The 23,638-nt window shown below is 51.3% G+C and carries 24 protein-coding genes; 18 read left to right on the top strand and 6 right to left on the bottom strand.

What is annotated here, in order from left to right; genetic code table 11:
• Window positions 1–4: 4 nt before the first annotated feature.
• Window positions 5–1,291 (top strand): aminotransferase class I/II-fold pyridoxal phosphate-dependent enzyme, encoded by a 1,287-nt coding sequence (locus tag LKD70_RS12575; RefSeq protein WP_227708321.1) that lies wholly within the window; start codon window positions 5–7, stop codon window positions 1,289–1,291.
• A gap of 106 nt (window positions 1,292–1,397) precedes the next feature.
• On the opposite strand, the gene LKD70_RS12570 is transcribed toward LKD70_RS12575, so the two are convergent.
• A complete protein-coding gene (locus LKD70_RS12570) occupies window positions 1,398–2,405 on the bottom strand; it encodes a YeiH family protein (protein ID WP_227708320.1) in 1,008 nt (335 codons plus the stop codon).
• Window positions 2,406–2,633: 228 nt separating this feature from the next.
• Here LKD70_RS12570 and LKD70_RS12565 point away from each other — a divergent pair, with 228 nt between their 5' ends.
• Genes LKD70_RS12565 through LKD70_RS12555 form a run of 3 tightly spaced genes read left to right on the top strand, consistent with a single transcriptional unit; the run spans window position 2,634 to window position 5,238 of the window.
• Window positions 2,634–3,509: a LysR family transcriptional regulator gene (locus LKD70_RS12565; protein ID WP_227708319.1), complete on the top strand. Its 876-nt coding sequence runs from the start codon at window positions 2,634–2,636 to the stop codon at window positions 3,507–3,509.
• Between the two features lie 60 nt (window positions 3,510–3,569).
• Window positions 3,570–4,316 carry an ABC transporter ATP-binding protein gene (locus tag LKD70_RS12560; protein WP_227708318.1) on the top strand — a complete coding sequence of 249 codons (747 nt, stop codon included), beginning with the start codon at window positions 3,570–3,572 and terminating at the stop codon, window positions 4,314–4,316.
• The gene (locus tag LKD70_RS12555) at window positions 4,306–5,238 is read left to right on the top strand and encodes a SufB/SufD family protein (protein WP_227708317.1); all 933 of its coding nucleotides are present in this window, start codon (window positions 4,306–4,308) and stop codon (window positions 5,236–5,238) included. The genes LKD70_RS12560 and LKD70_RS12555 overlap by 11 nt, the downstream gene beginning before the upstream one ends.
• A gap of 131 nt (window positions 5,239–5,369) precedes the next feature.
• Here LKD70_RS12555 and glpK read toward each other — a convergent pair whose 3' ends face one another.
• Together glpK and LKD70_RS12545 are read right to left on the bottom strand one after the other, a co-directional pair.
• On the bottom strand, window positions 5,370–6,869 hold the full coding sequence (glpK, locus tag LKD70_RS12550) for a glycerol kinase GlpK (protein WP_227708316.1): 1,500 nt from the start codon (window positions 6,867–6,869) through the stop codon (window positions 5,370–5,372).
• Between the two features lie 39 nt (window positions 6,870–6,908).
• On the bottom strand, window positions 6,909–7,376 hold the full coding sequence (locus tag LKD70_RS12545) for a YbaK/EbsC family protein (RefSeq protein ID WP_227708315.1): 468 nt from the start codon (window positions 7,374–7,376) through the stop codon (window positions 6,909–6,911).
• Window positions 7,377–7,578: 202 nt separating this feature from the next.
• Here LKD70_RS12545 and LKD70_RS12540 point away from each other — a divergent pair, with 202 nt between their 5' ends.
• From LKD70_RS12540 to cytX, 7 genes are all read left to right on the top strand, one after another.
• The gene (locus LKD70_RS12540) at window positions 7,579–8,091 is read left to right on the top strand and encodes a DUF6442 family protein (protein ID WP_227708314.1); all 513 of its coding nucleotides are present in this window, start codon (window positions 7,579–7,581) and stop codon (window positions 8,089–8,091) included.
• Between the two features lie 39 nt (window positions 8,092–8,130).
• Window positions 8,131–8,658 (top strand): energy coupling factor transporter S component ThiW, encoded by a 528-nt coding sequence (gene thiW, locus LKD70_RS12535; protein ID WP_227708313.1) that lies wholly within the window; start codon window positions 8,131–8,133, stop codon window positions 8,656–8,658.
• 313 nt (window positions 8,659–8,971) lie between these two features.
• On the top strand, window positions 8,972–9,790 hold the full coding sequence (gene thiM, locus LKD70_RS12530; RefSeq protein ID WP_227708312.1) for a hydroxyethylthiazole kinase: 819 nt from the start codon (window positions 8,972–8,974) through the stop codon (window positions 9,788–9,790).
• A complete protein-coding gene (gene thiE, locus LKD70_RS12525) occupies window positions 9,777–10,424 on the top strand; it encodes a thiamine phosphate synthase (RefSeq protein WP_227708311.1) in 648 nt (215 codons plus the stop codon). Before thiM ends, thiE begins: the two co-directional genes overlap by 14 nt.
• Entirely contained in the window at window positions 10,425–11,087 is a 663-nt protein-coding gene (locus tag LKD70_RS12520) for an HAD family hydrolase (RefSeq protein WP_227708310.1), read from the top strand.
• A gap of 168 nt (window positions 11,088–11,255) precedes the next feature.
• Window positions 11,256–12,107, top strand: coding sequence for a bifunctional hydroxymethylpyrimidine kinase/phosphomethylpyrimidine kinase (gene thiD, locus LKD70_RS12515; protein ID WP_227708309.1), 852 nt, complete (start codon window positions 11,256–11,258; stop codon window positions 12,105–12,107).
• 1 nt (window position 12,108) lies between these two features.
• On the top strand, window positions 12,109–13,287 hold the full coding sequence (cytX, locus tag LKD70_RS12510; RefSeq protein ID WP_227708308.1) for a putative hydroxymethylpyrimidine transporter CytX: 1,179 nt from the start codon (window positions 12,109–12,111) through the stop codon (window positions 13,285–13,287).
• 2 nt (window positions 13,288–13,289) lie between these two features.
• Here cytX and LKD70_RS12505 read toward each other — a convergent pair whose 3' ends face one another.
• Window positions 13,290–14,279 (bottom strand): AraC family transcriptional regulator, encoded by a 990-nt coding sequence (locus LKD70_RS12505; protein WP_227708307.1) that lies wholly within the window; start codon window positions 14,277–14,279, stop codon window positions 13,290–13,292.
• 142 nt (window positions 14,280–14,421) lie between these two features.
• Between LKD70_RS12505 and LKD70_RS12500 the strand changes: the two genes are divergently transcribed.
• Window positions 14,422–15,939, top strand: coding sequence for a Na+/H+ antiporter NhaC family protein (locus tag LKD70_RS12500; RefSeq protein ID WP_227708306.1), 1,518 nt, complete (start codon window positions 14,422–14,424; stop codon window positions 15,937–15,939).
• Window positions 15,940–15,971: 32 nt separating this feature from the next.
• Here LKD70_RS12500 and LKD70_RS12495 read toward each other — a convergent pair whose 3' ends face one another.
• A complete protein-coding gene (locus tag LKD70_RS12495; protein WP_227708305.1) occupies window positions 15,972–17,135 on the bottom strand; it encodes an MFS transporter in 1,164 nt (387 codons plus the stop codon).
• Between the two features lie 106 nt (window positions 17,136–17,241).
• Here LKD70_RS12495 and LKD70_RS12490 point away from each other — a divergent pair, with 106 nt between their 5' ends.
• A complete protein-coding gene (locus LKD70_RS12490; RefSeq protein ID WP_227708304.1) occupies window positions 17,242–18,138 on the top strand; it encodes an AraC family transcriptional regulator in 897 nt (298 codons plus the stop codon).
• Window positions 18,139–18,211: 73 nt separating this feature from the next.
• Here LKD70_RS12490 and asnA read toward each other — a convergent pair whose 3' ends face one another.
• Window positions 18,212–19,222 carry an aspartate--ammonia ligase gene (asnA, locus tag LKD70_RS12485; RefSeq protein ID WP_227708303.1) on the bottom strand — a complete coding sequence of 337 codons (1,011 nt, stop codon included), beginning with the start codon at window positions 19,220–19,222 and terminating at the stop codon, window positions 18,212–18,214.
• A 593-nt stretch (window positions 19,223–19,815) separates the two neighbouring features.
• Here asnA and LKD70_RS12480 point away from each other — a divergent pair.
• The 5 genes from LKD70_RS12480 to hslO all read left to right on the top strand — a co-directional run bounded on the left by LKD70_RS12480 (window position 19,816) and on the right by hslO (window position 23,637).
• Window positions 19,816–20,571 carry a hypothetical protein gene (locus LKD70_RS12480; RefSeq protein ID WP_227708302.1) on the top strand — a complete coding sequence of 252 codons (756 nt, stop codon included), beginning with the start codon at window positions 19,816–19,818 and terminating at the stop codon, window positions 20,569–20,571.
• A gap of 78 nt (window positions 20,572–20,649) precedes the next feature.
• Window positions 20,650–20,829, top strand: a complete 180-nt coding sequence (locus LKD70_RS12475; RefSeq protein ID WP_227708301.1) for a hypothetical protein — start codon at window positions 20,650–20,652, stop codon at window positions 20,827–20,829.
• 140 nt (window positions 20,830–20,969) lie between these two features.
• A complete protein-coding gene (locus tag LKD70_RS12470) occupies window positions 20,970–21,785 on the top strand; it encodes a PHP-associated domain-containing protein (protein WP_227708300.1) in 816 nt (271 codons plus the stop codon).
• Window positions 21,786–21,965: 180 nt separating this feature from the next.
• Window positions 21,966–22,754, top strand: coding sequence for a class I SAM-dependent DNA methyltransferase (locus LKD70_RS12465; RefSeq protein ID WP_227708299.1), 789 nt, complete (start codon window positions 21,966–21,968; stop codon window positions 22,752–22,754).
• On the top strand, window positions 22,747–23,637 hold the full coding sequence (gene hslO / locus LKD70_RS12460; RefSeq protein WP_227708298.1) for an Hsp33 family molecular chaperone HslO: 891 nt from the start codon (window positions 22,747–22,749) through the stop codon (window positions 23,635–23,637). Before LKD70_RS12465 ends, hslO begins: the two co-directional genes overlap by 8 nt.
• The last annotated feature ends 1 nt before the right edge of the window (window position 23,638 follow it).

Below are 23,638 nucleotides of genomic sequence, written 5' to 3'. Positions count from 1 at the left end.
TGCAATGACTGCGTATAAAGATTTGAGCAGAGAAGAATTATTGGAACTGAAAAGCGGCCTGGAGGCCCGTTTTGAAGAGGTGAAAGCAAAAGGCCTCAAGCTTGACATGTCCCGCGGAAAACCGTCTGCAGAGCAGCTGAACCTTTCCATGGGGATGATGGACGTACTGCACAGCGGCGTTGACCTTATATGCGAGGACGGTGTGGACTGCAGAAACTACGGCGGCCTTGACGGAATCGCAGAGGCAAAACAGCTTCTGGCGGATATGATGGAAGTGCCGAAGGACAACGTGGTCATTTTCGGAAACTCCAGTCTGAATGTGATGTATGATACTGTGGCGCGTTCGATGACGCACGGCGTACTCGGCAGCACTCCGTGGTGCAAGCTGGACAAAGTGAAATTTCTCTGTCCGGTTCCGGGATATGACAGACACTTTGCGATTACAGAACATTTCGGAATCGAGATGATTAATGTTCCCATGACTCCCACAGGTCCGGACATGGACATGGTGGAGAAGCTTGTCAGCGAAGACGCGTCCGTCAAGGGAATCTGGTGTGTGCCGAAATATTCCAATCCGCAGGGGATTACTTACTCCGATGAAACAGTATACCGCTTTGCAAATTTAAAGCCGGCGGCGGAAGACTTCCGTATCTACTGGGATAACGCATACTGCGTTCACCATCTGTATGAGGATAAGCAGGATTATCTGATCGAGATTCTGTCCGAGTGCAAGAAAGCGGGCAATCCGGATATGGTATACAAGTTTTCCTCCACATCCAAGATCAGCTTCCCGGGATCCGGAATCGCGGCGCTGGCAGCTTCGGAGGCGAACCTCAATGAGATCCGCGGCATGATGAAAGTGCAGACGATCGGACATGATAAGGTAAACCAGCTCCGTCATGTGCGTTTCTTTAAGGATGTGCATGGAATCGTGGAGCATATGAAGAAACATGCAGATATCATGCGCCCGAAATTTGAGGCGGTTATCGATGTGCTTGAGAAAGAACTGGGCGGTCTGGAGATCGGTTCCTGGATCAAACCGCTGGGCGGATACTTTATCTCCTTTGACGCCATGGACGGCTGCGCAAAGGCGATTGTGGCGAAGGCAAAAGAGGCAGGGCTTGTTATGACCGGTGCCGGAGCGACGTTCCCATATGGGAAAGACCCGCACGACAGCAACATCCGTATCGCTCCGTCCTATCCGACTCCGGAGGAGCTGGCGGTTGCGACAGATATTTTCGTGCTCAGTGTGAAGCTTGTGAGCATTGACAAACTGCTTGGCAATCTGTAGAGCACAGCGGTATCAGGCAGGATATAGCAGGATTCAATATAACTGAAATCAATTACAGAAAAACAGCAGAGCCATACCTGAAAAACGGTCTGGCTCTGCTGTTTTTTTACCATATTCCCAGTATATGCTGCATCCCGAGACTGACAAGGGAGATTCCCAGCCAGCAGCAGAATCCGGTGAAGATCGGTTTTCCGCCTGTGCGGATGAGCTTGACGATATTTGTGTTCAGGCCGATGGCTGCCATGGCCATGACAATGAGGAATTTGCTCAGTGTCTTGAACGGATCTGTCACAGCGTCCGGGAGCTGGAACACAGTCGTCACAACAGATGCAAGGACAAAGAACAGGACAAAGAACGGGAATGACTTCTTCAGGCTGAAGTCGCCGCCCTGCGATTTGTCTGCTTTCTTTCCCCGGTAAATGGCAAGGACCAGTGTGATCGGAATGATCGCAAGTGTTCTTGTCATTTTTACGATAGCAGCGGATTCCAGCGTATTGCTTCCGTGAATGCCGTCCCAGGCTGTGGCGGCCGCGGTTACAGACGAGGTGTCATTGATCGCGGTTCCCGCGAAAAGTCCGAACCCTTCATTGCTTAAGCCGAGCATTCCGCCGAGTGTGGGGAAGATCAGCGCGGCCAGTACATTGAAAAGAAAGATGACAGATATGGACTGCGCTACCTCCTCATCGGACGCTTTGATTACCGGTGCTGTCGCGGCGATGGCGCTTCCGCCGCAGATGGACGACCCCACGCCGACGAGAATCGCATTGTTTGTCCGAAGCTTTAACGCCTTAAAAAGGATATAGGCGATGATCAGCGATGTCGCGATTGTCGAAATGATAATGGGAAGAGACTGCTTTCCCTTTGCCAGTATCTCGGTCAGATTCATTCCGAATCCGAGAAATACGACGGCTGCCTGCAGTATCTTTTTCGATGTATAGTTGATGCCGGCTGTAAACGGCTCTTTTTTTGTGAGCGCCAGAGTGACGATCATACCGATCAGGATGGCGAACACAGGCCCACCGATGACAGGCACAGCCTGACCGAGCAGCCAGGACGGCACAGCAATGGCCAGGCAGAGAAGAAGACCGGCTCCGTTGTTCTTGATAAAATTCATGATAGTTTCCCTCCGTTTTGAACTCTTCCAGTGATTTCCTTCGGGATATAAGATATCATAAAAAATACATAAAATAAAATTATTAATATTTATTTTATGATAAATATATGTTATGATTGAGCTCAGGGAGTAGTTAAGTAATAGATTTGGGCGGAGATTTCATATGAGACTCCGCCCGGGATCAGACAGTGGAAAACGAGTGTGTCGTCGTGATAAGGGGAGAGGAACATGCTTGATTTCAGAATGGAGACATTTCTTGCAGTATGTCAGTGCATGAATTTCACAAGAGCGTCTGAAAAACTGAATATTACACAGCCTGCGGTGTCGCAGCATATCCGTTTCCTGGAAAAGCATTACAATACGAAGCTTTTCCGGTATGAGGGAAAGAAGTTAAAGCTCACCGGGGCGGGGGAGATTCTGCGGAATGCGTCGCTGACGATGATGCACGACGAACTTTCCATGCAGAATGAGATGCAGAATGCCGAGGAAGAGTCGGAGATCCGTTTCGGCGCGACGAAAACGATAGGGGATGTGCTGATGGGGAAGATACTGAGAAAGTATCTGTCGGACTATCCGGACACGGGCATTCACATGATTGTGGACAACACGCAGGAACTTCTGAAACGGCTGGACGAAGGCGCGATTGATTTTGCCTTTGTGGAGGGCTTTTTTAAGAAGAACGAATATGATTATCAGAAATATTCGGATGAGAATTATATTGCAGTGTGCAGCGCGGACTATACATTTGAGAAAGAACCGCGGCGGATCGAGGATCTCTTTGGGGAGCGTCTGCTTCTGAGGGAGGAAGGATCCGGTACGAGAGAGGTGCTGGAGAGGTATCTGGATGCGAATAATCTGAGTATCGGTGATTTCGGAAAAACGATGGAAGTGGGGAGTCTCCAGGCGATCCGGGAGTTGACAAAAGCGGGCTGCGGTATTACATTTTTATATGAAGCTGCTGTGCGGGAAGACCTGGAAAACGGAGTGTTAAAGAAGATCTTGCTGCAGGATTTTGCGGTGTCGCATGAGTTCGCCTTTATCTGGAGACGGGGGAGTATTTATGCAGACAGATACCGGGAGATCTTCCGGAGATTTTCCGCGTGAAGGCAGATGCATTTTGAAGTGCAGAATTATATTACAAACAGAAGGAAGTGAAAGACCGGGATGTTACAGGTAGAGCATTTATCATATGATGTGGTAGAAGAGGGAAAACAGTCAGAGATTTTGTCTGATGTGAGTTTTGCAGTAAATGACGGTGAGATGCTTGTGATCACGGGCCCGAATGGAGGAGGCAAGTCCACGCTTGCCAAGCTTCTGATGGGGATCAACAGGGCGACGGGCGGGCGCATTGTGCTTGACGGCCAGGATATTACAGAAAGTACGATCGATGAGCGGGCGAAGGCAGGAATCGGCTTCGCTTTTCAGCAGCCGCCGCGTTTTAAAGGAATGACAGTGAGACGGCTTCTCTCTCTTGCGGCAGGAGAACCGCTTGACGAGAAGACATGCTGCAATCTGTTAAGCAGCGTAGGGCTCTGCGCCATGGAGTATATTGACAGAGAGGCGGACGCTACGCTGTCCGGCGGCGAGATGAAGAGGATCGAGATCGCCACAGTTCTGGCAAAGCAGCATAAACTTTGTATCTTCGATGAGCCGGAGGCGGGAATTGACCTGTGGAGTTTCTCCATGCTGATCAAGCGTTTTGAGCAGATTCACAGGGAGAAAAAGGAGAGCCTGATCCTGATCTCGCATCAGGAGAGAATCATCCAGATGGCGGACCGCATCATGGTGATCTCAGGAGGAAAGGTTGAATCCATCGGGGCTGCATCGGAGATTATGCCGACACTGTTCGGACAGGAACTGGATTCCTGTGAATGCAGGAGACAAAAGGGAGGTGAACTCTATGGAGCTTAAAGCGGATCTTGACAAGGTGACAGAAGATGTGCTGAAAGTGATTGACTCCTACGGTTTTAAGCAGGAGGGAGCATACAACTTAAGGCTCAACGGCATGGCAGTGTGCCGCGGGGACAGCCGTCATATTCATATTGTGCCGAAGGAGGACAAGCCGGGAATCGATATCCATATCAGCGGCGAGGCGAAGGACGAACAGGTGCATATTCCTGTTGTTATGTCCCAGGAAGGCGTTGACGTTGTGTATAATGACTTCTACATCGAGGACGGTGCAGATGTGACGATCATTGCGGGCTGCGGCATCCACGGCGAGGGCTGTTCTGAGACCCGCCACGACGGCATTCATTCCTTCCATGTGGGGAAGGACTGCAATGTCAAATATGTGGAGAACCATTACGCAGAAGGAAACGGAACCGGACAGAAAGTGCTCAATCCTGTGACGAAGATCTATGTTGGAGAAAACTCGGTATTTACGCTTGAGACGACGCAGATCAAAGGTGTAGATCATACAGAGAGAGAAAACTATATCGAGCTTGCCGATAATGCGAAGCTCTTTGTGACGGAAAAGCTGATGACAGACGACGCCCAGACTGCGGTGTCCAACATGGATGTGGAATTAAACGGAGAGAACAGTTCCGCGAGAATTGTGTCCCGCTCTGTCGGAAAAGGAACGTCGAGACAGGTCTTCCACCCGAAGGCGATCGGAAGCAATCTCTGCCATGCGCACGTGCAGTGTGATTCCATCATCATGGGAAATGCGGAGATCAGCTCCATTCCGGAGATCGACGCAAAGCATGTGGACGCTCAGATCATTCACGAGGCGGCCATCGGCAGAATCAATGACGAACAGCTTGTGAAGCTGCGCACCTTCGGACTGAACGAGGAAGAGGCGGAATCGGTTATCATTGAGAGCTTCCTGAAGTAAGAAATAAAATAAAAAGAACAGAAAGCGAAAAAGAACAGAAAGCCTGCACAGACGGCGGGAACAGATGCACCGGATTTATCCAGTGTATGTGGGGTACCCCGTCTGTGCGGGTCTTTTCATAATTACTTATCTTAATCTTCTTCTTTCGCCCAGCCGAATGCATACCGGACGGCCCGGTTCCAGCCCCGGATTCGTTTTGCCCTGTCTTCCTCCGTGATCGCGGGAGTGAATGTCTTATCGATCGCCCAGTTCTGGATTACGTCCTCTTTGCTTTTCCAGTAGCCGACAGAAAGCCCGGCCAGGTAAGCCGCGCCCATGGCGGTCGTCTCCACGCAGACCGGCCGGTTGACCGGAGCGCCGATAATATCCGCCTGTGTCTGCATGAGAAAGTCATTGGCGCTGGCGCCTCCGTCTACCTTAAGCGAAGCCAGCCGGATTCCCGAATCTGCCTCCATTGCGCCAAGAACATCGTTTGCCTGATAGGCGATGGACTCCAGAGTCGCCCGGATGATATGGTATTTGTTCACGCCGCGGGTGATTCCCACGATGGTGCCCCGGGCGTACTGATCCCAGTGAGGAGCTCCCAGTCCGGTGAACGCAGGGACGACGTAGCAGCCGTTCGTATCTTTGACTTTTGATGCCATGTATTCGGAGTCGGCGGCGGAGTCGATGAGCCGCATCTCATCCCGCAGCCACTGTACTGCGGCGCCTGCGACAAAGATGGAACCTTCCAGTGCGTAGGTCACTTTCCCGTCCAGTCCCCATGCGATCGTGGTGACAAGACCATTTTTTGAAAAAACGGGTTTCTCCCCGGTGTTCATAAGGAGAAAGCATCCTGTACCGTAAGTATTTTTGGCCTCCCCCGGAGTGAAGCATGTCTGTCCGAACAGCGCGGCCTGCTGATCCCCGGCGGCTCCGGCGATGGGGATTGCTCCGCCGAAGAACGACGGGTCCGTCTCTCCGTATACGCATCCCGACGGTTTCGGCTCCGGGAGCATGGATTTCGGAATGTCAAGTTCAGAGAGAATCTCATCATCCCACTGAAGCGTATTGATGTTGAACAGCATCGTACGGGAGGCGTTGGAATAGTCTGTCACGTGGACTTTTCCTTTCGTCATTTTCCAGATGAGCCATGTCTCCACTGTGCCGAAGAGAAGTTCTCCCTTTTCCGCCCGTTCTCTTACCCCTGCTACATTGTCAAGGATCCACTTTACCTTTGTGCCGGAAAAATACGCGTCGATGACAAGGCCGGTTTTCTCCCGGAATTTTTCGGTCAGTCCCCGCTCTTTCAGAGAGTCGCAGTACTCCGATGTCCTTCTGCACTGCCAGACGATGGCGTGGTACACCGGTTCCCCTGTGTTTCTGTCCCAGACAATGGCGGTCTCCCTCTGGTTTGTAATACCGATTGCCGCGATGTCCTCTGCGGAAGCGCCGATCTTGTTCATGGCCTCCACAGCGACGCCCAGCTGGCTGGCCCATATTTCATCGGCGTCGTGCTCCACCCATCCGGGCTTTGGAAAATACTGGGTAAATTCCCTCTGTGCCACACTGCGCATTTCCCCTTTTTCATTAAAGAGAATACAGCGGTTGCTGGTCGTCCCTGCGTCCAGCGCCATAACATATTTTGCCATATGAAAAACTCCTTTCCTGAAATGTCCTGTTTATTCCCTCTATTTGCATACATCGATCCATTCCCTTGCCCCGGAATATTCCATCAGCTCATCGCAGGAAAGCTCTACTGCGGAATTACTGCTTCCGGCGGCGGGAAATACCGTGTCAAACCGTTTCAGTGATACATCCAGATACACAGCGGTATGCTCCGGATTGCCGAAAGGACACACGCCTCCGATGGCATGTCCGGTGAGAGGCTCCACATCCTCAGGGGATAACATTTTCGCCTTCATGCCGAAGACATGTTTGAATTTGCTGTTGTCGATCTTCATATCTCCGGCGGTTACGATCAGGACTGCCCCGTCTTTCTCCTTTGTATAGAAAGAGAGTGTTTTGGCGATCCGGGCAGGCTCTGTGCCGACTGCCTGCGCGGCAAGCTCCACGGTTGCGCTGGAGACGGGAAACTCGAGGATTTCCCGGTCGATTTTGTTTTCGTGAAAATAATTTCTGACTGTTTCAACAGACATGATGAATCCTTCCTTTACTTTGATTATGAGACAATTATAGCAGGTGCGGGGCGGTCTGTGTGGGAGATTTTAAATTCAACCACAGGTTTGGTTACTTTTCTGCCGGACTGCGGTATAATCACAACAGATACAGGCGGCCCCGGAAGAAGACAGGACGGGACAGAATGCGAAAACAGACAGAAGAAAGGGCGGATACAGTACAATGGATCAGCAGAAGACAGGAAAATTTATTGCAGAGAGAAGAAAGAAACTGCATCTTACACAGAGGGAGCTGGCCGGGCGTCTCGGGATTACGGACCGGGCGGTGTCAAAGTGGGAGAATGGACGTTGTATGCCGGAATTGTCGCTGCTTGAACCTCTTGCGAAAGAACTGGGGGTCGGGATTAACGATCTCCTGAGCGGAGAAATTGTATCAGAAAAGGAAATAAAAGAGCAGTCGGAAAGAAATCTGGCAAATCTATCCCGAATCCAGTATCTGGAAGGATTCCGTTGCGGTTCGATCGGTCTTTTCTTTCTTTTTGCAGCGCTCATTATTTACTGTGTGGCGAAAGATCTTGAGACAGCAGGATTTGTTGCTCTGACCTGTGTTTACGACGCGGCGCTCTATTTTTACCGCTGGCGTCAGACGAAAAACAGGAATACGCTCGCGATCGGCCTGCTGTGGAGTGCGGCAGGGGTAATCAATATCATTGCATTTCTCGTCAGAACGTGGTAATATTAACGGCGGATAAAAAGACGGGAGGCTGACAGAAATATGAAAAGTGTCAACGTGAGAAAACTTGCCCTTGCAGGCATTTTGGTGGCGGTGGGAATCGTGTGTTCGCCGCTGTCTATTCCGGTCGGGGCGTCAAAATGTGCTCCCGTCCAGCACTTTATCAATATACTCGGCGGCGTGTTTTTAGGGCCCGGCTATGCCGTGGGAATGGCCTTTGTCACAAGCCTTCTGAGAAATCTTATGGGTACGGGCACGCTGCTTGCATTCCCGGGCTCCATGTGCGGAGCGCTGCTGTGCGGACTTCTTTATAAATACGGGAAGCACCGCCTCCCGCTGGCATATTTCGGCGAGCTGTTCGGAACGTCGGTGATCGGAGGTGTTTTAAGCTATCCGGTTGCGACTTTGCTTATGGGAAGTGAGAGCGCGCTGTTTGGCTTTGTGATTCCATTCTTTGTGTCAAGCTTCGGGGGAACAGTGATTGCTGTCGTCCTTGTGACTGCTATGAAGAAGATGAAAGTGTTTGACATCTATCTGGGAAATCTGGATACGAGTGAGAAGAAGGTATAAGAAGACCGGAAGAAAAGAAAGTAAAAAATCCGGTTTTCAATGCAGTTTCAGATAAATATGAGAAAACGGGGAGCTTGCGGGAGAAGCAGGCTGAGAGTAAGCTGTAATGCTTTGACCCGCGACCTGATATGGGTAATGCCAGCGGAGGGAGATATACGATTGGTTGAAAGCGGGCAGACCTTTTGGGGACTGCCCGCTTTTGTACAGGCAACGCTCATAAGTCCGGGCTTGCCCGGTACCCGGGCGGCCTCTTACAAGCATTGTAAACGATGATGAAACAGGAAGAAAACGAGGATTTAACGAGGGTAAATAAATGAGAGAATATCTTGAAAATGTGAGGGCGAAAGCGCCTCTTGTCCACAACATCACAAACTATGTGACCGTCAACGATGTGGCCAATATTCTTCTTGCCTGCGGCGGGAGTCCGATCATGTCCGATGAGGCGGAGGATGTGGAAGATATCACTTCTGTATGCGGAGGGCTGAATCTCAATATCGGCACACTCCACAAGAGCAGCATAGAGGGAATGCTCCGCGCCGGTCGAAAGGCGAATGAACTGGGACATCCGGTACTCCTCGACCCGGTGGGGGCAGGAGCGAGTTCTTTCAGAACCGGTACGGCGCTCCTGCTGATGAGGGAGCTGAAGCTTACCGCGATCCGGGGAAATATGTCCGAGATCCGTGCGCTTGCCCTCGGCATCGGAAACACGAAAGGAGTGGACGCCGACAAGGCGGATGCAGTCACAGAGGAAAATCTGGACGCAGCGGTCTCATTTGTGAAAAGGTTCGCAGAGCAGACAGGCTCCGTCATTGCGGTGACCGGGGCAATTGATCTCGTCTCGGACGGGAAAAGGTGCTGGGTGATCCGAAACGGCCGGACGGAGATGGAGAGAGTCACCGGAACCGGATGCCAGCTCTCCGGCATGATGACAGCCTATCTGACGGCAAATCCGGATCATCATGCGGAGGCTGCCGCAGCCGCTGTCTGCGCGATGGGGCTTGCCGGGGAGACTGGATGGAGCCGGATGCAGGAAGGCGACGGAAACGCCACATACCGGAACAGAATTATTGATGCCGTTTACAATATGACGGGCGATATGCTCGAGAAGGGGGCAGACTATGAAGTGCGATAAGAAAGATCTTCTGCTTTATGCGGTGACAGACAGGGCGTGGCTTAACGGCCGGACACTCCGTGAGCAGGTGGAAAGTGCGTTAAAGGGCGGGGTGACTTTTGTCCAGCTCCGGGAAAAAACATTAAACGAAGAACAGTTTCTCGCAGAGGCAAAGGAGATTCAGAAGCTGTGCGCTCAGTATCATGTGCCGTTTATCATCAATGACAATGTGGATATTGCCGCAGAGATAGGCGCGGACGGGGTACATGTGGGCCAGAGTGACATGGAAGCGGGAGAAGTGAGAAAAAAGCTGGGATCGGACAAAATTATCGGCGTGTCTGCCCGCACGGTGGAACAGGCGATTGCGGCAGAGAGAAACGGAGCAGACTATCTCGGGGCGGGAGCGGTGTTTTCCACAGGAACAAAATCCGACGCCCGGGAACTGGATCATGCGACACTGAAGGAGATCTGTGCTGCGGTTCATATTCCGGTTGTTGCGATCGGCGGCATCACAGCGGAAAACGTGACCGAATTAAAAGGCACAGGTATCTGCGGAGCTGCCGTGGTCAGTGCGGTCTTTGCTCAGGATGACATCGAAGCTGCGGCCAGAATGCTGAAAGGCCGCATCGAGGAGACGGTCAGAGGTGATTGTTAAATGATAAAAGGAGTTGTGTTTGACGTAGACGGAGTGCTTTTAAACTCGATGCCGGTGTGGGAAAATCTGGGGGAACTTTACCTGGAAAGACTCGGCGTAGAGGCGGAAAAAGACCTCGGAGAGACGCTGTTTGCCATGACGCTGGAAGAAGGTGCGCAGTATCTGATCAGCCGATACGGTCTGGACAAGACGCCGGAGGAGATTATCAAAGGGCTGAACCGAGAGGTGAAAGATTTCTATGTCAGCAAAGTGCCCTTAAAAGAAGGGGTGCGCCAGTATTTATATGAATTCCGGGAACGGAATATCCCGATGGTGATCGCCACGACAGGGGATAGGGAGAACGCGCAGGCAGCCCTTAAAAGGCTGAAAGTTTACTCTTATTTTCGGGGGATCTTCACCTGCTCGGAGATCGGAAGCGGGAAGAACCAGCCGGATATTTACTATGCGGCGGCTCTCCAGCTGGATACAGACCCCAAAGAGACGCTTGTGTTTGAAGACGCGCTCCACGCGATCCAGACGGCGAAGCGCGCCGGGTTTAAGACCGTCGGCGTCTATGACAGGGCAAACGACAGAAATCTGGCGCAGATATGGAACACGGCGGATATATATCTGCCGGAGTTTAAAGATTTTGATTTATTCTGGAAAAGGGCATCCGGAGAATAGAAAAATCCGAATCCCGCAGGGAGCGGGCGTTCGGGCCGGATACTTTTCAGCGGCAGGCCGGGGGCACCACTTTCTGCCGCTATATAAAATTAATGCTGTGAGAAGGGCGGGCAGTGCGAAAAATATTCTGCCGCGGATCTCAAAACGAAAGAAGAAAGGAATGATAGTATGAGAACAGCATTAACAATCGCTGGAAGCGACTCCAGCGGAGGCGCCGGAATTCAGGCAGATATCAAGACAATGACCGCAAACGGCGTTTTCGCCATGAGCGCGGTCACAGCGCTTACTGCACAGAATACAACCGGCGTAACAGGGATTATGGAGGTATCTCCTGAATTTTTGAAGGAACAGATTGACTGCGTATTTACGGATATCCGTCCTGATGCGGTGAAAATCGGAATGGTATCATCTTCGGGCCTGATCTGTGCTATCGCGGACAAACTGGCCGGGTATCAGGCAAAGAACATTGTTGTCGATCCGGTCATGGTGGCCACAAGCGGATCAAAACTGATCAGCGACGACGCCATCGACACGCTGAAAGAGCGTCTGCTTCCCATGGCGGATATCCTTACGCCCAATATTCCGGAGGCGGAAGTTCTCGCGGAAATGTCTGTGAAGACAGAGGACGACATGATAAAAGCGGCGGAGAAGATCAGCCGCACATACCGGTGTGCCGTGCTTCTCAAAGGAGGTCATCAGCTCAACGATGCAAACGACCTTCTGTACAGGGAGGGAGGATACCGCTGGTTCTACGGCAGACGCATTGACAATCCGAATACACACGGAACCGGATGTACGCTGTCCAGCGCCATTGCGTCAAACCTGGCGAAGGGATTTGACATGGACACATCCGTGGAGCGCGCGAAAATGTATATTTCAGGAGCGCTTGCCGCCATGCTTGATCTCGGAAAAGGCAGCGGCCCGATGAACCATGCCTTTGACATTGCGGGCGAGTATGCGAAAGAAGCGGACGGGATGAACCCGGACAATGCCGAAACGGCAGAGAAGGAGGGCTGCTGATATGGAGACAAAGCGTACCTCTGTGTTTGAAAACGGACTGATCTGGTTCGGAGCCGGCGTCTCCATCGCGGAGATCCTGACCGGAACCTATCTTGCACCGCTTGGATTTGAGCGGGGACTTGCCGCGATTCTGATCGGTCATCTGATCGGATGCCTGATGATGTTCTGCGCAGGAATGATCGGCGGTAAAATGCGCAAAAGCGCTATGGAGACTGTGAAAATGAGCTTCGGACAGAAAGGCGGGCTGCTCTTTGCCTTCCTCAATGTGCTTCAGCTAGTGGGCTGGACGGCAATTATGATCTATGACGGAGCGCTTGCCGCAGATGGAACCTTCGCAGTGGGCGCGTGGGTATGGTGCCTCGTGATCGGAGCACTGATTATCCTCTGGATTGCGGTAGGTGTTACGAATCTCGGAAAAATCAACACGGTTGCGATGGCAGCACTCTTTATTCTCACGATTCTGCTGTGCAGAGTGATCTTCTTCGGAGGAGCAGGCGCAGAGAGCGTGAGCGGCGACGCAATGAGTTTCGGCGCGGCCGTAGAACTGTCTGTGGCGATGCCCCTGTCCTGGCTTCCGGTGATCAGCGACTATACCCGTGAGGCTGAGAAACCGGTTAAAGCAACGGCTGCCAGCGTCATCGTGTACGGACTTGTGAGCTGCTGGATGTATGTGATCGGAATGGGAGCGGCTATCTACACCGGAGAGACGGACATTGCCGTGATTATGGTAAAGGCCGGACTCGGAATTGCGGCCCTTCTGATTGTGATCTTCTCGACAGTTACAACCACTTTCCTGGACGCCTACTCGGCAGGAGTATCCGCGGAGTCCATCTTCCCGAAACTGAAAGGAAGCCATGTAGGCATTGCCGCAACCGTGATCGGAACCATTGCCGCGATCCTTTTCCCGATGGACGATATCACGGACTTCCTCTATCTGATCGGATCCGTGTTTGCGCCCATGATTGCCGTACAGATCGCCGATGTATTTATCCTGAAAAGGAACCGCAGGGCTGCGGACTTTGACTGGATGAACCTGGTTATCTGGCTGATCGGTTTCGTTGTTTACCGGTGGCTTATGACCGTTGACACACCGGTGGGAAACACACTGCCGGATATGGTAATTATCGTGATTCTCTGCCTGATCGCAAATGCGGTTTTCGGCAAAAAGGAGAACGCCTGATTTCAGTCGGCGGCAAACGGATAAGCCGGAGCGCTGCGGATAAACTGTTTTGGCGTCATTTTATATTTCTTCTTAAACTCCCGGTAAAAATACGAGAGGTTTAAGAAGCCGCACGACATGGATATATCGAGAACAGACTGGCTGCCCTGCGCGAGACGTGAGGCAGCCTTTTCCAGTCTCAGGTTTTTGATATATTCAAGGCAGGACGTGCCGGTGTATTTTTTAAAAAAGCGCATAAAATGATATTCGCTGAAATAGCACAGCTTTGCCAGATCTCTGACAGAGAGTTCTTCCGCATAATGTCCGTCGATGTAGTCCAGCACCATCTTGAGTTTTGCCGTGTGCTCATCCTCCAGCCGGGTGCGCGGGTGCGCCGCCTCCTGATAGGGAATCAGAGATGCGACCGCGGACAGAAGCAGTGACTTGAGAAACAGCTCATACCCCGGAAGCGGTGCATCAGGCGGAAGCGGTGCAATGTCCGGGAGCGATTGCTCTGCGGAAGAATCGGACTGTGTGCAGCCGGCAGCAGTTCCGGACTCGTACAGGCGGTTCATGTCCCGGAAGATCCGGGAGATTTTGCCGTAGGCCGGGTGATCCTTCCGTATGATATACGGAAGAAGGAGCGTGTGCCGTGCAATCGGAGCAAGATACCGGACCGAACAGATATCGGCGGCATTTGCCCCGAGAAAATCCATATGAAAGACAAAGGTGTCGGATTTCATGTTTTCGTCTGGTTCTGTGCTGATCGAGTGGAGCTCCGCGGGCGGGATAAACAGAATATCCCCTTTTGCCGCCTTGTATGAATCCAGATGAATATGGTAGGTACATTGCCCTTCCGTGATCATGGTAAGCTCCGCCTCGTCGTGCCAGTGTGGGGCAACGGAAGGATAGACCTGTGAGAGCATTGTGACATAGCGTTTCAGCGGAAACAGAGGCTCTCCGTGGGTTGCCTGTTCTTTCTGAGAGGGGAGAAGTTCGGAAAACTGCGGCATGAAAATCACTCCTTTCGCAGTATTATAAAAAAAGAAAATCTTCTTGTCAATTCGGCAGACTTCCTATACAATGTAAAACAGTGTGCGGAAGCACTGTTATGAAGCAAAAAAACGGGGAGTAAACAGGAATGGAGAGATAAAAATGGACAGTTCGGTTTTTATAGGAACATGGTGGTCGCTCGTGCCGCCGCTCCTTGCGATTATACTCGCGCTTGTCACAAAAGAAGTGTACAGTTCCCTTTTTCTCGGCGTTGCGGTTGGGGCGCTGCTTTACAGCGGCTTTCATCCGTGGGAGACATTTGTGAACTTCTTTGATATTCTCAAAGAGAATATGAACATGAATATTCTGATTTTTGACGTGCTGCTTGGCATGATCATTGTGCTTATGTCAAAGTCCGGAGGGTCGGCCGCCTACGGGAAATGGGCCGGGAAGAAGATCCGGTCGAAGAAAAGCGCGCTGCTGGCTACAACAGGGCTTGGCATTCTGATCTTTGTGGACGACTATTTTAACTGCCTTACAGTGGGATCGGTTATGCGGCCGGTGACGGACAGGCAGAAGGTCTCAAGGGCAAAGCTTGCGTATATCATTGATTCCACCGCGGCTCCGGTCTGCATCATTGCGCCGATCTCAAGCTGGGCGGCAGCGGTCAATTCCTACGTGCCGGCTGACGCGGGGATCAGCGGATTCCAGCTTTTCCTCCGTACGATACCGTACAATCTGTACGCGATTCTGACTCTGTTTATGGTGTTTTTCATCACGATCGTCGGATTCGACTTCGGCCTGATGAAAAAGCATGAGGAAAATGCGGCGAAAGGCGACCTATTTACAAGCGGCGCCGGTGAATTTGAACAGATTTCCGAGGAGGAGATCAACCCGAATGGAAAAGTGATGGATCTTGTTCTTCCGGTGGCGGTGCTGATCGTGTCGGCGATCGGGGCGATGATTTACACCGGATTTCAGGGCGGCGCGACGAATGTCGTGTCAGCGTTCGCAGGATGCGACGCGGAGACAAGCCTTGTATTTTCGACCATGGTTACGATCTTTTTCATGGTTGTTCTCTATCTTCCGAGAAAGGTAGTGACGTTCAAAGGGTTCATGGACAGTCTGTCAGAAGGGTTTAAGCTTATGGTGCCGGCGGTCACGATCCTGATCTTCGCGTGGTCGCTCAAAGGCGTGGGCGATGCACTCGGCCTTGCGGAATTTGTCGGAGGCATCGTGGGAAGCCATACGTCTGCAGGAGCGTTTATCCCGGTGATCCTTTTCGCCGCGGCAGTGTTCCTCTCTTTTTCGACAGGGACTTCCTGGGGAACGTTTGCGATTCTCGTGCCGATTGCGACCGGTCTGTTTTCATCGGGAGCCGGCCTTGAGATGATGATTATCTCGGTGGCGGCCGTCCTTGCGGGGGCTGTGTGCGGGGATCATATCTCACCGATCTCGGATACGACAGTCATGTCATCGGCGGGAGCGCAATGCAACCATATCAACCATGTTTCCACGCAGATGCAGTATGTGGCCGTTGTGGCTTCGGTCTGCCTGATTGGTTATATCATTGCGGGCTTCGTACATGTCTGGTGGATTGTGCTCGGGATCAGCGCGGCTCTGCTTGCAGGCGCACTGACAGTGATACGGATTCTGTCGGAAAGAAAAACAGTTTCATGAAAAAAGATTCTGAACAAAAAAACGGCCTCTGATCAGGAGGCTGTTTTTTTGTTCAGAAGTTCGTGCATTATGATCATCAGTACGAGGATTACTGCCATATAGAGCGGAAACAGTGCTGCGGAAATATGGTTCGCGATCAGTCCGAACAGGGAGGGCATCAGAAGCGTCCCCACATATGCGCTTGCCATCTGGACTCCGATGAGCGCCTGGGAGCGTTCTGCTCCGAAATGATCCGGAGTGGAGTGGATGATGCACGGATAGATCGGCGCGCATCCGAGACCGATCAGGATCAGACCTGCCAGAGAAACTGACTGAGGACCGGGAATAAGCATGACGAGGATTCCCGCAGCGATAATTCCCTGTCCGAGACGGATCATCTGTACATCATTCAGTTTCATCGTGATAAATCCGCTGAAGGCGCGTCCTATGGTGATTCCGATATAAAACATGCTGGCAAATCGCGCGGCGGTTCCGGCAGGAACATCCCGGATCAGCGTAAGATAACTGCTGGCCCACAGCCCGGCGGTTCCCTCGACTGCGCAGTAGCAGAAAAAGCAGAGCATTACTTCCTTTGCGCCGGGAATCTTCACGATTTCCTTCAGGGAAAGCGGCCGGTTATCGGAAGCAGGGCCGTCTGTGCCGCCTGCATTTCGTCCTTTCCAGAGAGGAAGACTTAAGAAAAGGACAAATGTCAGCACAGCCTGGATCACAGAGACATAGAAGTACCCTGAGTTCCATCCGTTTCCGCTGCTCAGTGCGTAGCTCATGATATACGGTCCTGCGGTGGCGCCCACGCCCCACATGCAGTGAAGCCAGCTCATGTGATGGCTTTTGTAGTGAAGAGCCACATAGTTGTTCAGAGAGGCGTCTACACTGCCTGCCCCCAGCCCGTAGGGAACCGCCCACAGGCAGAGAAGCCAGAATGAGTGGGTGATAGAGAAGCCGAAAAGGGCGATCGCGGTCACTGCAACGCTGACGGCGGTTACTTTCCCGGTTCCGAACCGGCGTGTCACACGGTCGCTCTGAAGGCTCGATACGATCGTTCCGGCGGAAATAATCATGGATATGATTCCCGCATAGGAGACAGGAACGTCAAATTCTGTATACATGGTCGGCCATGCCGAGCCCAGAAGGGCGTCAGGGAGACCAAGACTGATAAATGCAAGATAAATAATTGCGAGAAGCAGATGTACCATATTGAATTCCTCCTTGTATGCGGATATAATTATAACAGCGTACAGACGCGATATGTATAATAAAAACAGCAATATCATATGATAAAAACGGCATAGGAGAAATGAAATGGCATTGTCTGACTGCCGTCCGGGCGTTGACCGGATGGGGAGGGAGCTGGTTCACCACGGAACGACTCTGTTTCCGATCGCCTGTTATGAGGACGATCTGAAAAATTATTCCGTTCCGTGGCACTGGCACGATGAATTTGAGGCGATTCTTCCGAGAAAAGGAGAGCTGGAAGTGAGAGTGGAGAACGACCGGATTGAGATTGGACCGGGACAGGGGATTTTTATCAATTCGGGCGTGCTTCATGCGGCGGAAAAGGAGCCGGGAACAGAAGGAGAATTCCGCTCGCTTGTCTTTCACGCGCGTCTTGTCGGAGGAAGTGTGGACAGTGTGTTCTGGCAGGAACTGATCCGCCCGGTTGCGGGAAACTCCGCCCTGCGGTATCTGCATTTGGAGGACAGCGCAAAGAGACAGGGAGAAATTATTGCATGGCTGAACAGGGCGTGGGAGACGGTGGCACAGGAGAGGGAAGATTATGAAAATGAGACGCGGTATGAGCTGACCAAAGCGTTTGGCCTCCTCAGAAACTGTGTTCCGTCAGCCGTGAGGAAGTTTTCCGCGCAGGAGCGGATTGCGGGAGAAAGAATGAAACACATGCTTCAGTATATTGAGGAACACTATACGGAAGAACTGACCGTCTCTATGATTGCGGACAGCGTGTCCGTCAGCGAGAGCGCCTGCCAGAGGTGCTTCCGTCAGATGACGGGGACAACCCCGATACGTTACGTGAGACAGTTCCGCATTCAGAAAGCGCAGGAGCTTCTTCTCGACACAGAGATGCATTCAAACGAAGTGGGAAGCGAATGCGGGTTTTCTGATTTCAGCTATTTTACAAAGAGTTTCCGGGAGCAGACCGGATATACTCCCGCAGAATACAGAAAGGCATTCAGACCATAAAAATCTGAATGCCCTTTCTTTGTATGGGCGACGAGCCAAAGCCCGGCCTGTTTTGCCTGTGCAAATGCCGCGGTTACAGAAGCGCAATGCCGTGGGAACGGGCTTCTTCTGTGATATCTTCCGGCCAGAGTGATGACTGTACCTCGCCGATATGGGCTTTTCTCAGATAGTACATGCAGATGCGCGACTGTCCGATTCCGCCGCCGACGGTGTACGGCAGTTCGCCGTTCAATAGAGACTTCTGGAACGGAAGCTCCGCGCGCTCCTCGCAGCCGGCAGATTTAAGCTGGCTTCTCAAAGAGTCTTCATCCACGCGGATTCCCATGGAGGAAAGCTCAAGCCCTATATCCAGGACAGGGTAATATACAATGATATCCCCGTTTAATTCCCAGTCGTCATAGTCCGGAGCGCGTCCGTCGTGTCTCTCTCCGGAAGCGAGCGTTTTGCCGATCTGGGAGATGAATACGGCGCCTTTCTCCTTTGCGATGCGGTGCTCTCTCTCCTTCGGCGTACATTCCGGATACAGATCCTCCAGCTCCTGGGATGTGACAAAGAAAATGTCGTCGGGGAGAAGAGGCTCGATATAGTTGTATCTCCTGGATATGTAATCTTCCGTATCCTTAAGCGCGGAATACACCTTGCGCACAGTATACTGAAGTGTTTCCGTGTTGCGCTCCTCCTTTGAGATGATCTTCTCCCAGTCCCACTGATCTACATAGAGGGAGTGGATGTTGTCTGTGATTTCATCTCTGCGGATTGCGCTCATGTCGGTGTAGAGTCCTTCTCCTGAGTGAAAGCCGTACTTTTTCAGTGCGTAGCGCTTCCATTTTGCCAGGGAGTGTACGATCTCGGCAGCGGCCTCATCCTGCTCTTTGATTCCGAATGAAACCGGGCGCTCGACGCCGTTTAAGTTGTCGTTCATGCCGGATTCCGGACGTACGAAAAGCGGAGCGGAGACCCTTGTGAGATGAAGGGATTTCGCCAGCGCACGCTCGAAATGATCTTTTACTTCTTTGATGGCTACTTCTGTTTCCCGTATTGTAAGAGGGGAAGAATAGCCTTCCGGTATTGTTAAATGTTCCATTATAATGTCTCCTTTAAACTAATCATATTCTATTCTAATTGGAGGTGGGTTATAAGTCAACCTGTAAGATAGATAAGAAATTAACAGATAATTAAAAAGAAAAATCAAAAATAACAAAATATTTATTGACAGACAGAAAAGAGAGTGTTATTATAATTACAACAAATAAAACTTATTGAAAGTTTTAACACCCAAAAGATAGCGGGAAAAGATCATGGGTGATCAGATATAGAGAAAGATCATAATGACGAGAAAGTTATGAGAGAAGTAAAATCTATATCAGAGGAAGATCACCGGAGATCTGATATCAAAGGGAATCCAAGTAAAGGAGGTACGGACCACCGGGAACATAAGTTGAATCTATCAGAGATAAAAAAAGATAGAAAGAGGAAAAAAGAATGACAGAAATATCAAATTGAAGGTGGATGTTGATCGAGCAAGAGTTGATTGGCATCCATCTTCATTTGTCTTGCCAGCGAAAAGAAAAGTTGGTAGAATATATTCGGAACAGGCGGCGCGGTCTGAGATCACCGGCGTCTGTTCCCGGAATCGGGGAAAAGCGGGAGAAGAATATTAATAAGAGGTAAAGGGTGATGAATATGAATGTGAATGAAATAATCGACAGGATTCTGCAGCTCGATCCGGCTGTTCTGCTGCCGGGAAACTCAGGGGAGATACAGGCTCTGACGCAGAATGCGGCGACGCTTCTGATTATTGAGGCGGTGTTTGGTGTTCTGCTCTGCCTGTTTGGCCTGAAGGTTGTGCGTTTCTGGGCGGCGCTTTTCGGACTGGCGGCAGGATTTGAAGTGGGATTTTATGTTTCGCTGATGCTCGGCCTGGAAGGATATGCGGTATTAATCATCGGCGCAGTTGCGGGTATCCTGCTTGCAGCAGCCGCGGCGCGTCTGTACCGGGCGGGAATCTTCCTTATTGTATTTGCAGCGGTCAGCTCTTTTGGACTTGGGCTTATTGACCGGCAGAACTGGATTTTTGTGACCGTATGTCTTGTGATCGGACTTGTGGCCGCGATCCTCTCCATATGGGCGGCGCCGATTGTGACGATTATCGCCACATCGCTGTACGGTGCGTGTCTCGCGGGCTTTGCAGCCGCAGAGCTTCTTGCTGTGGACAGCAATGTGATTCGTATCGTAATCTGTGCGGCGGTCTGCGTCGTCGGCATTCTTGTTCAGCTTATGTTTGAATCACGCAGACAGAACAAAAAGAGTCTGAAGAAAGCGGCGGAGATCCGTGAACAGGAATCTACCGCGAAGGAAGTGGAGAGAGCGAGAGCCATGATGTACGACATGGACGGCCAGTCTTCCGGCGATGAGACAGACGAAGAAAAGTAAGTCCGTTTTATGACACACCTTATCTGATATGATGCGTTTATCAAAAAAGGATTATATCAGAGAAAGGTGTGTTTTGTTATGTATATCAAAAAGTCTGTGCTCGGAACGATGGTTGCTTTGGCGGGAGGAGCGGTCCTGACTGCTCTGTGCATTTTATTCAGCTTTACGGAAGTGGCGATTCCTGTCCCGGTCTATGCGGCGGCGTGGTTTTCCTGCCTGGGCGGAATGCTTGCTCTGACTTCCAGAATTTTCAGATAGGCGGTCTGCGAAAAGTCCGTGTTTTCGGTTGTCACAAACTGTATATTTGAGGTATAATACTCACAGAAACAGTTAGCATTATCATGTTTTCTGCACTGTCTTATCAACGGCCGGACAGGCTGGAAAAAGGAGGAATGCGTATGAAGATAGATATGCACTGCCATGTGAAAGAAGGATCGATTGACAGTAAGGTCGGCCTCGAAGAATATATCACGATACTCAAAAAGCACGGTTTTCAGGGAATGGTCATAACAGACCATGACACGTATAACGGCTACCGGTACTGGAAAGAGAACATCAAGGGAAAGAAACATACAGATTTTGTTGTGCTTAAGGGCATTGAATACGATACGCGCGATGCGGGACATATTCTTGTGATCATGCCGGAGGGCGTCAAGATGAGGCTCCTTGAGATGCGAGGAATGCCTCTGGCGCTTCTGATCGATCTGGTGCACCGCAACGGAGGCGTGCTCGGACCGGCTCACCCGTGCGGGGAGAAATATATGAGTTTTACAAATGCGCGGCGGTTTTACCAGTCACCTGAGATTGTGAAGCGGTTTGATTTTGTAGAAGCGTTTAACAGCTGCGAATCTGTGCAGTCGAACAGCGGAGCGGAAAAGCTTGCGAAAAAATATGGAAAGGTCACGACCGGGGGAAGTGATTCCCACAAACCGGACTGCGTGGGGCGTGGGTATACGATCCTCCCTGAGCCGGTGACATGCGAAACGGAGCTGATTTCGCTGATTCACAGGAAAACGCCGTTTGTCGCCGGGGGTACGCTCTATGAAAAGACGACGAAGGAAAAGATCGGAAAGATCAACAAGCTGCTCGTTTACTCATTCTGGGTGTATAACAAGAGCGGGGAGCTGATTAAGCGTCGCGGCAGAAACAAAAAGATGGAGGAAGAAAATCCGTTTGATCCGATTGATCCGATTGAACTGTATTATCATTCCTGACAGATCAGATCCAAGCTGATCTGAATCTGTGCGGCAGGGGAAGAAGAGCTGTTCGGCGGTTATTTGCAGTAACGGCCGGACGGCTTATTTTTTTCGTGCCATAACCGGGGAAATGTGATACACTTCTAATGGATTATGTCTGTCCATTGACAAAAATACCGGAGACGGGAGGAGTGTGCGTTGGAGGCGTATACAAGTTTTGCATCAGTTTACGACAGGTTCATGGACAATGTTCCGTATAAGGACTGGGGAGAATATATCAGGGAAACGCTCTGCCGATACGGGGCAGAAGAGGGAATCGTCCTGGATCTTGGCTGCGGAACCGGTGCGATGACAGAGATTCTTGCCGGATACGGCTATGATATGATCGGTGTGGACAATTCGGAGGATATGCTGGAGATCGCGATGGAAAAGCGGATGGAATCCGGCCATGACATCCTCTATCTTCTTCAGGATATGCGGGAGTTTGAACTGTACGGCACAGTGCGCGCCGTGGTGAGCGTCTGTGATTCAGTCAACTATATGACGGAACCGGAAGAACTTGAACGGGTATTCAGACTGGTCAACAATTATCTGGACCCGGGCGGCGTCTTTGTGTTTGACTTCAATACAGACTATAAGTACCGGGAAGTTATGGGAGACTGTACGATCGCGGAAGACCGGGGCGAGTGCAGCTTTATCTGGGACAACTGTTATTATGAAGAAGAGCGGATCAACGAGTATGATCTGACGCTTTTTATCCGGGATGAGCGCTCTGCAGACGATGGGGCGGAACTTTTCCGGAAGTACAGAGAAACCCACTTTCAGCGGGGGTATACGCTGGACGAGATAAAAAGCCTGATCGGGAAAGCCGGTATGGTATTTCTGGCGGCTTATGATATGGATACGAAGGCGGAGCCCGTGGAGACAAGTGAGAGAATCTTTGTGATCGCACGGGAATCCGGGAAGGGAGAGAAAAAGGATGAGTGATTATATTGTGAGAGCGTCGGCTGCAAATACGCAGATCCGCGCGTTTGCGGCGGTGACGACAGAGCTTGTGGAGGAGGCGAGAAGGCGCCATGAGACAAGCCCCGTGGCAACGGCGGCACTCGGAAGGCTGCTGACAGGCAGCGTGATGATGGGGAGCATGATGAAAAATCCGACGGACATGCTGACGGTTCAGATCAAGTGTTCCGGCCCCATCGGGGGACTGACTGTAACTGCGGACAGCCTTGGAAATGTGAAGGGATATGTGTTTGAACCCGGCGTTATGCTTCCGCCTAAAAACGGGAAACTGGACGTGGGCGGAGCGCTCGGCCAGGGCGTAATGACCGTGATCAAAGATATGGGACTCAAAGAGCCGTACTCCGGCCAGACGATTCTCCAGACCGGGGAGATCGCGGAAGATCTCACCTATTATTTCGCAACGTCCGAACAGGTGCCGTCCTCGGTGGGACTGGGTGTCCTCATGGAAGGGGACAACACGGTCCGCTGCGCGGGAGGCTTTATCGTACAGGTTATGCCCTTTATCGAGGATGAGGTTCTGAACCGCCTTGAGGAGAATATCAAAAATATCCGTCCGGTGACGGCGATGCTGGACAACGGGCACACACCGGAGGAGATGCTCTCCCAGGTGCTTGATGGGCTGGATCTTGAGATCACAGATACGATGCCCGCGAAATTTTACTGCAACTGCTCAAAAGAGCGGATCGAGAAAGCGATTATCAGCATCGGAGAAAAAGAGATACAGGCGATGATAGGTGACGGCAGGGATATTGAAGTAAAATGTCATTTCTGTAATACAGCTTATAACTATACAGTGGATGAGCTGAAAGTACTTCTTGATAAGAGCAGGAAAAAAGGGGGAAGATGAG

The organism is Ruminococcus turbiniformis, assembly GCF_020687545.1.
In the GTDB taxonomy this organism is placed as follows: Bacteria; Bacillota; Clostridia; order Lachnospirales; family Lachnospiraceae; genus Mediterraneibacter; species Mediterraneibacter turbiniformis.
This window is presented reverse-complemented; position numbering and strand designations above follow the sequence as displayed.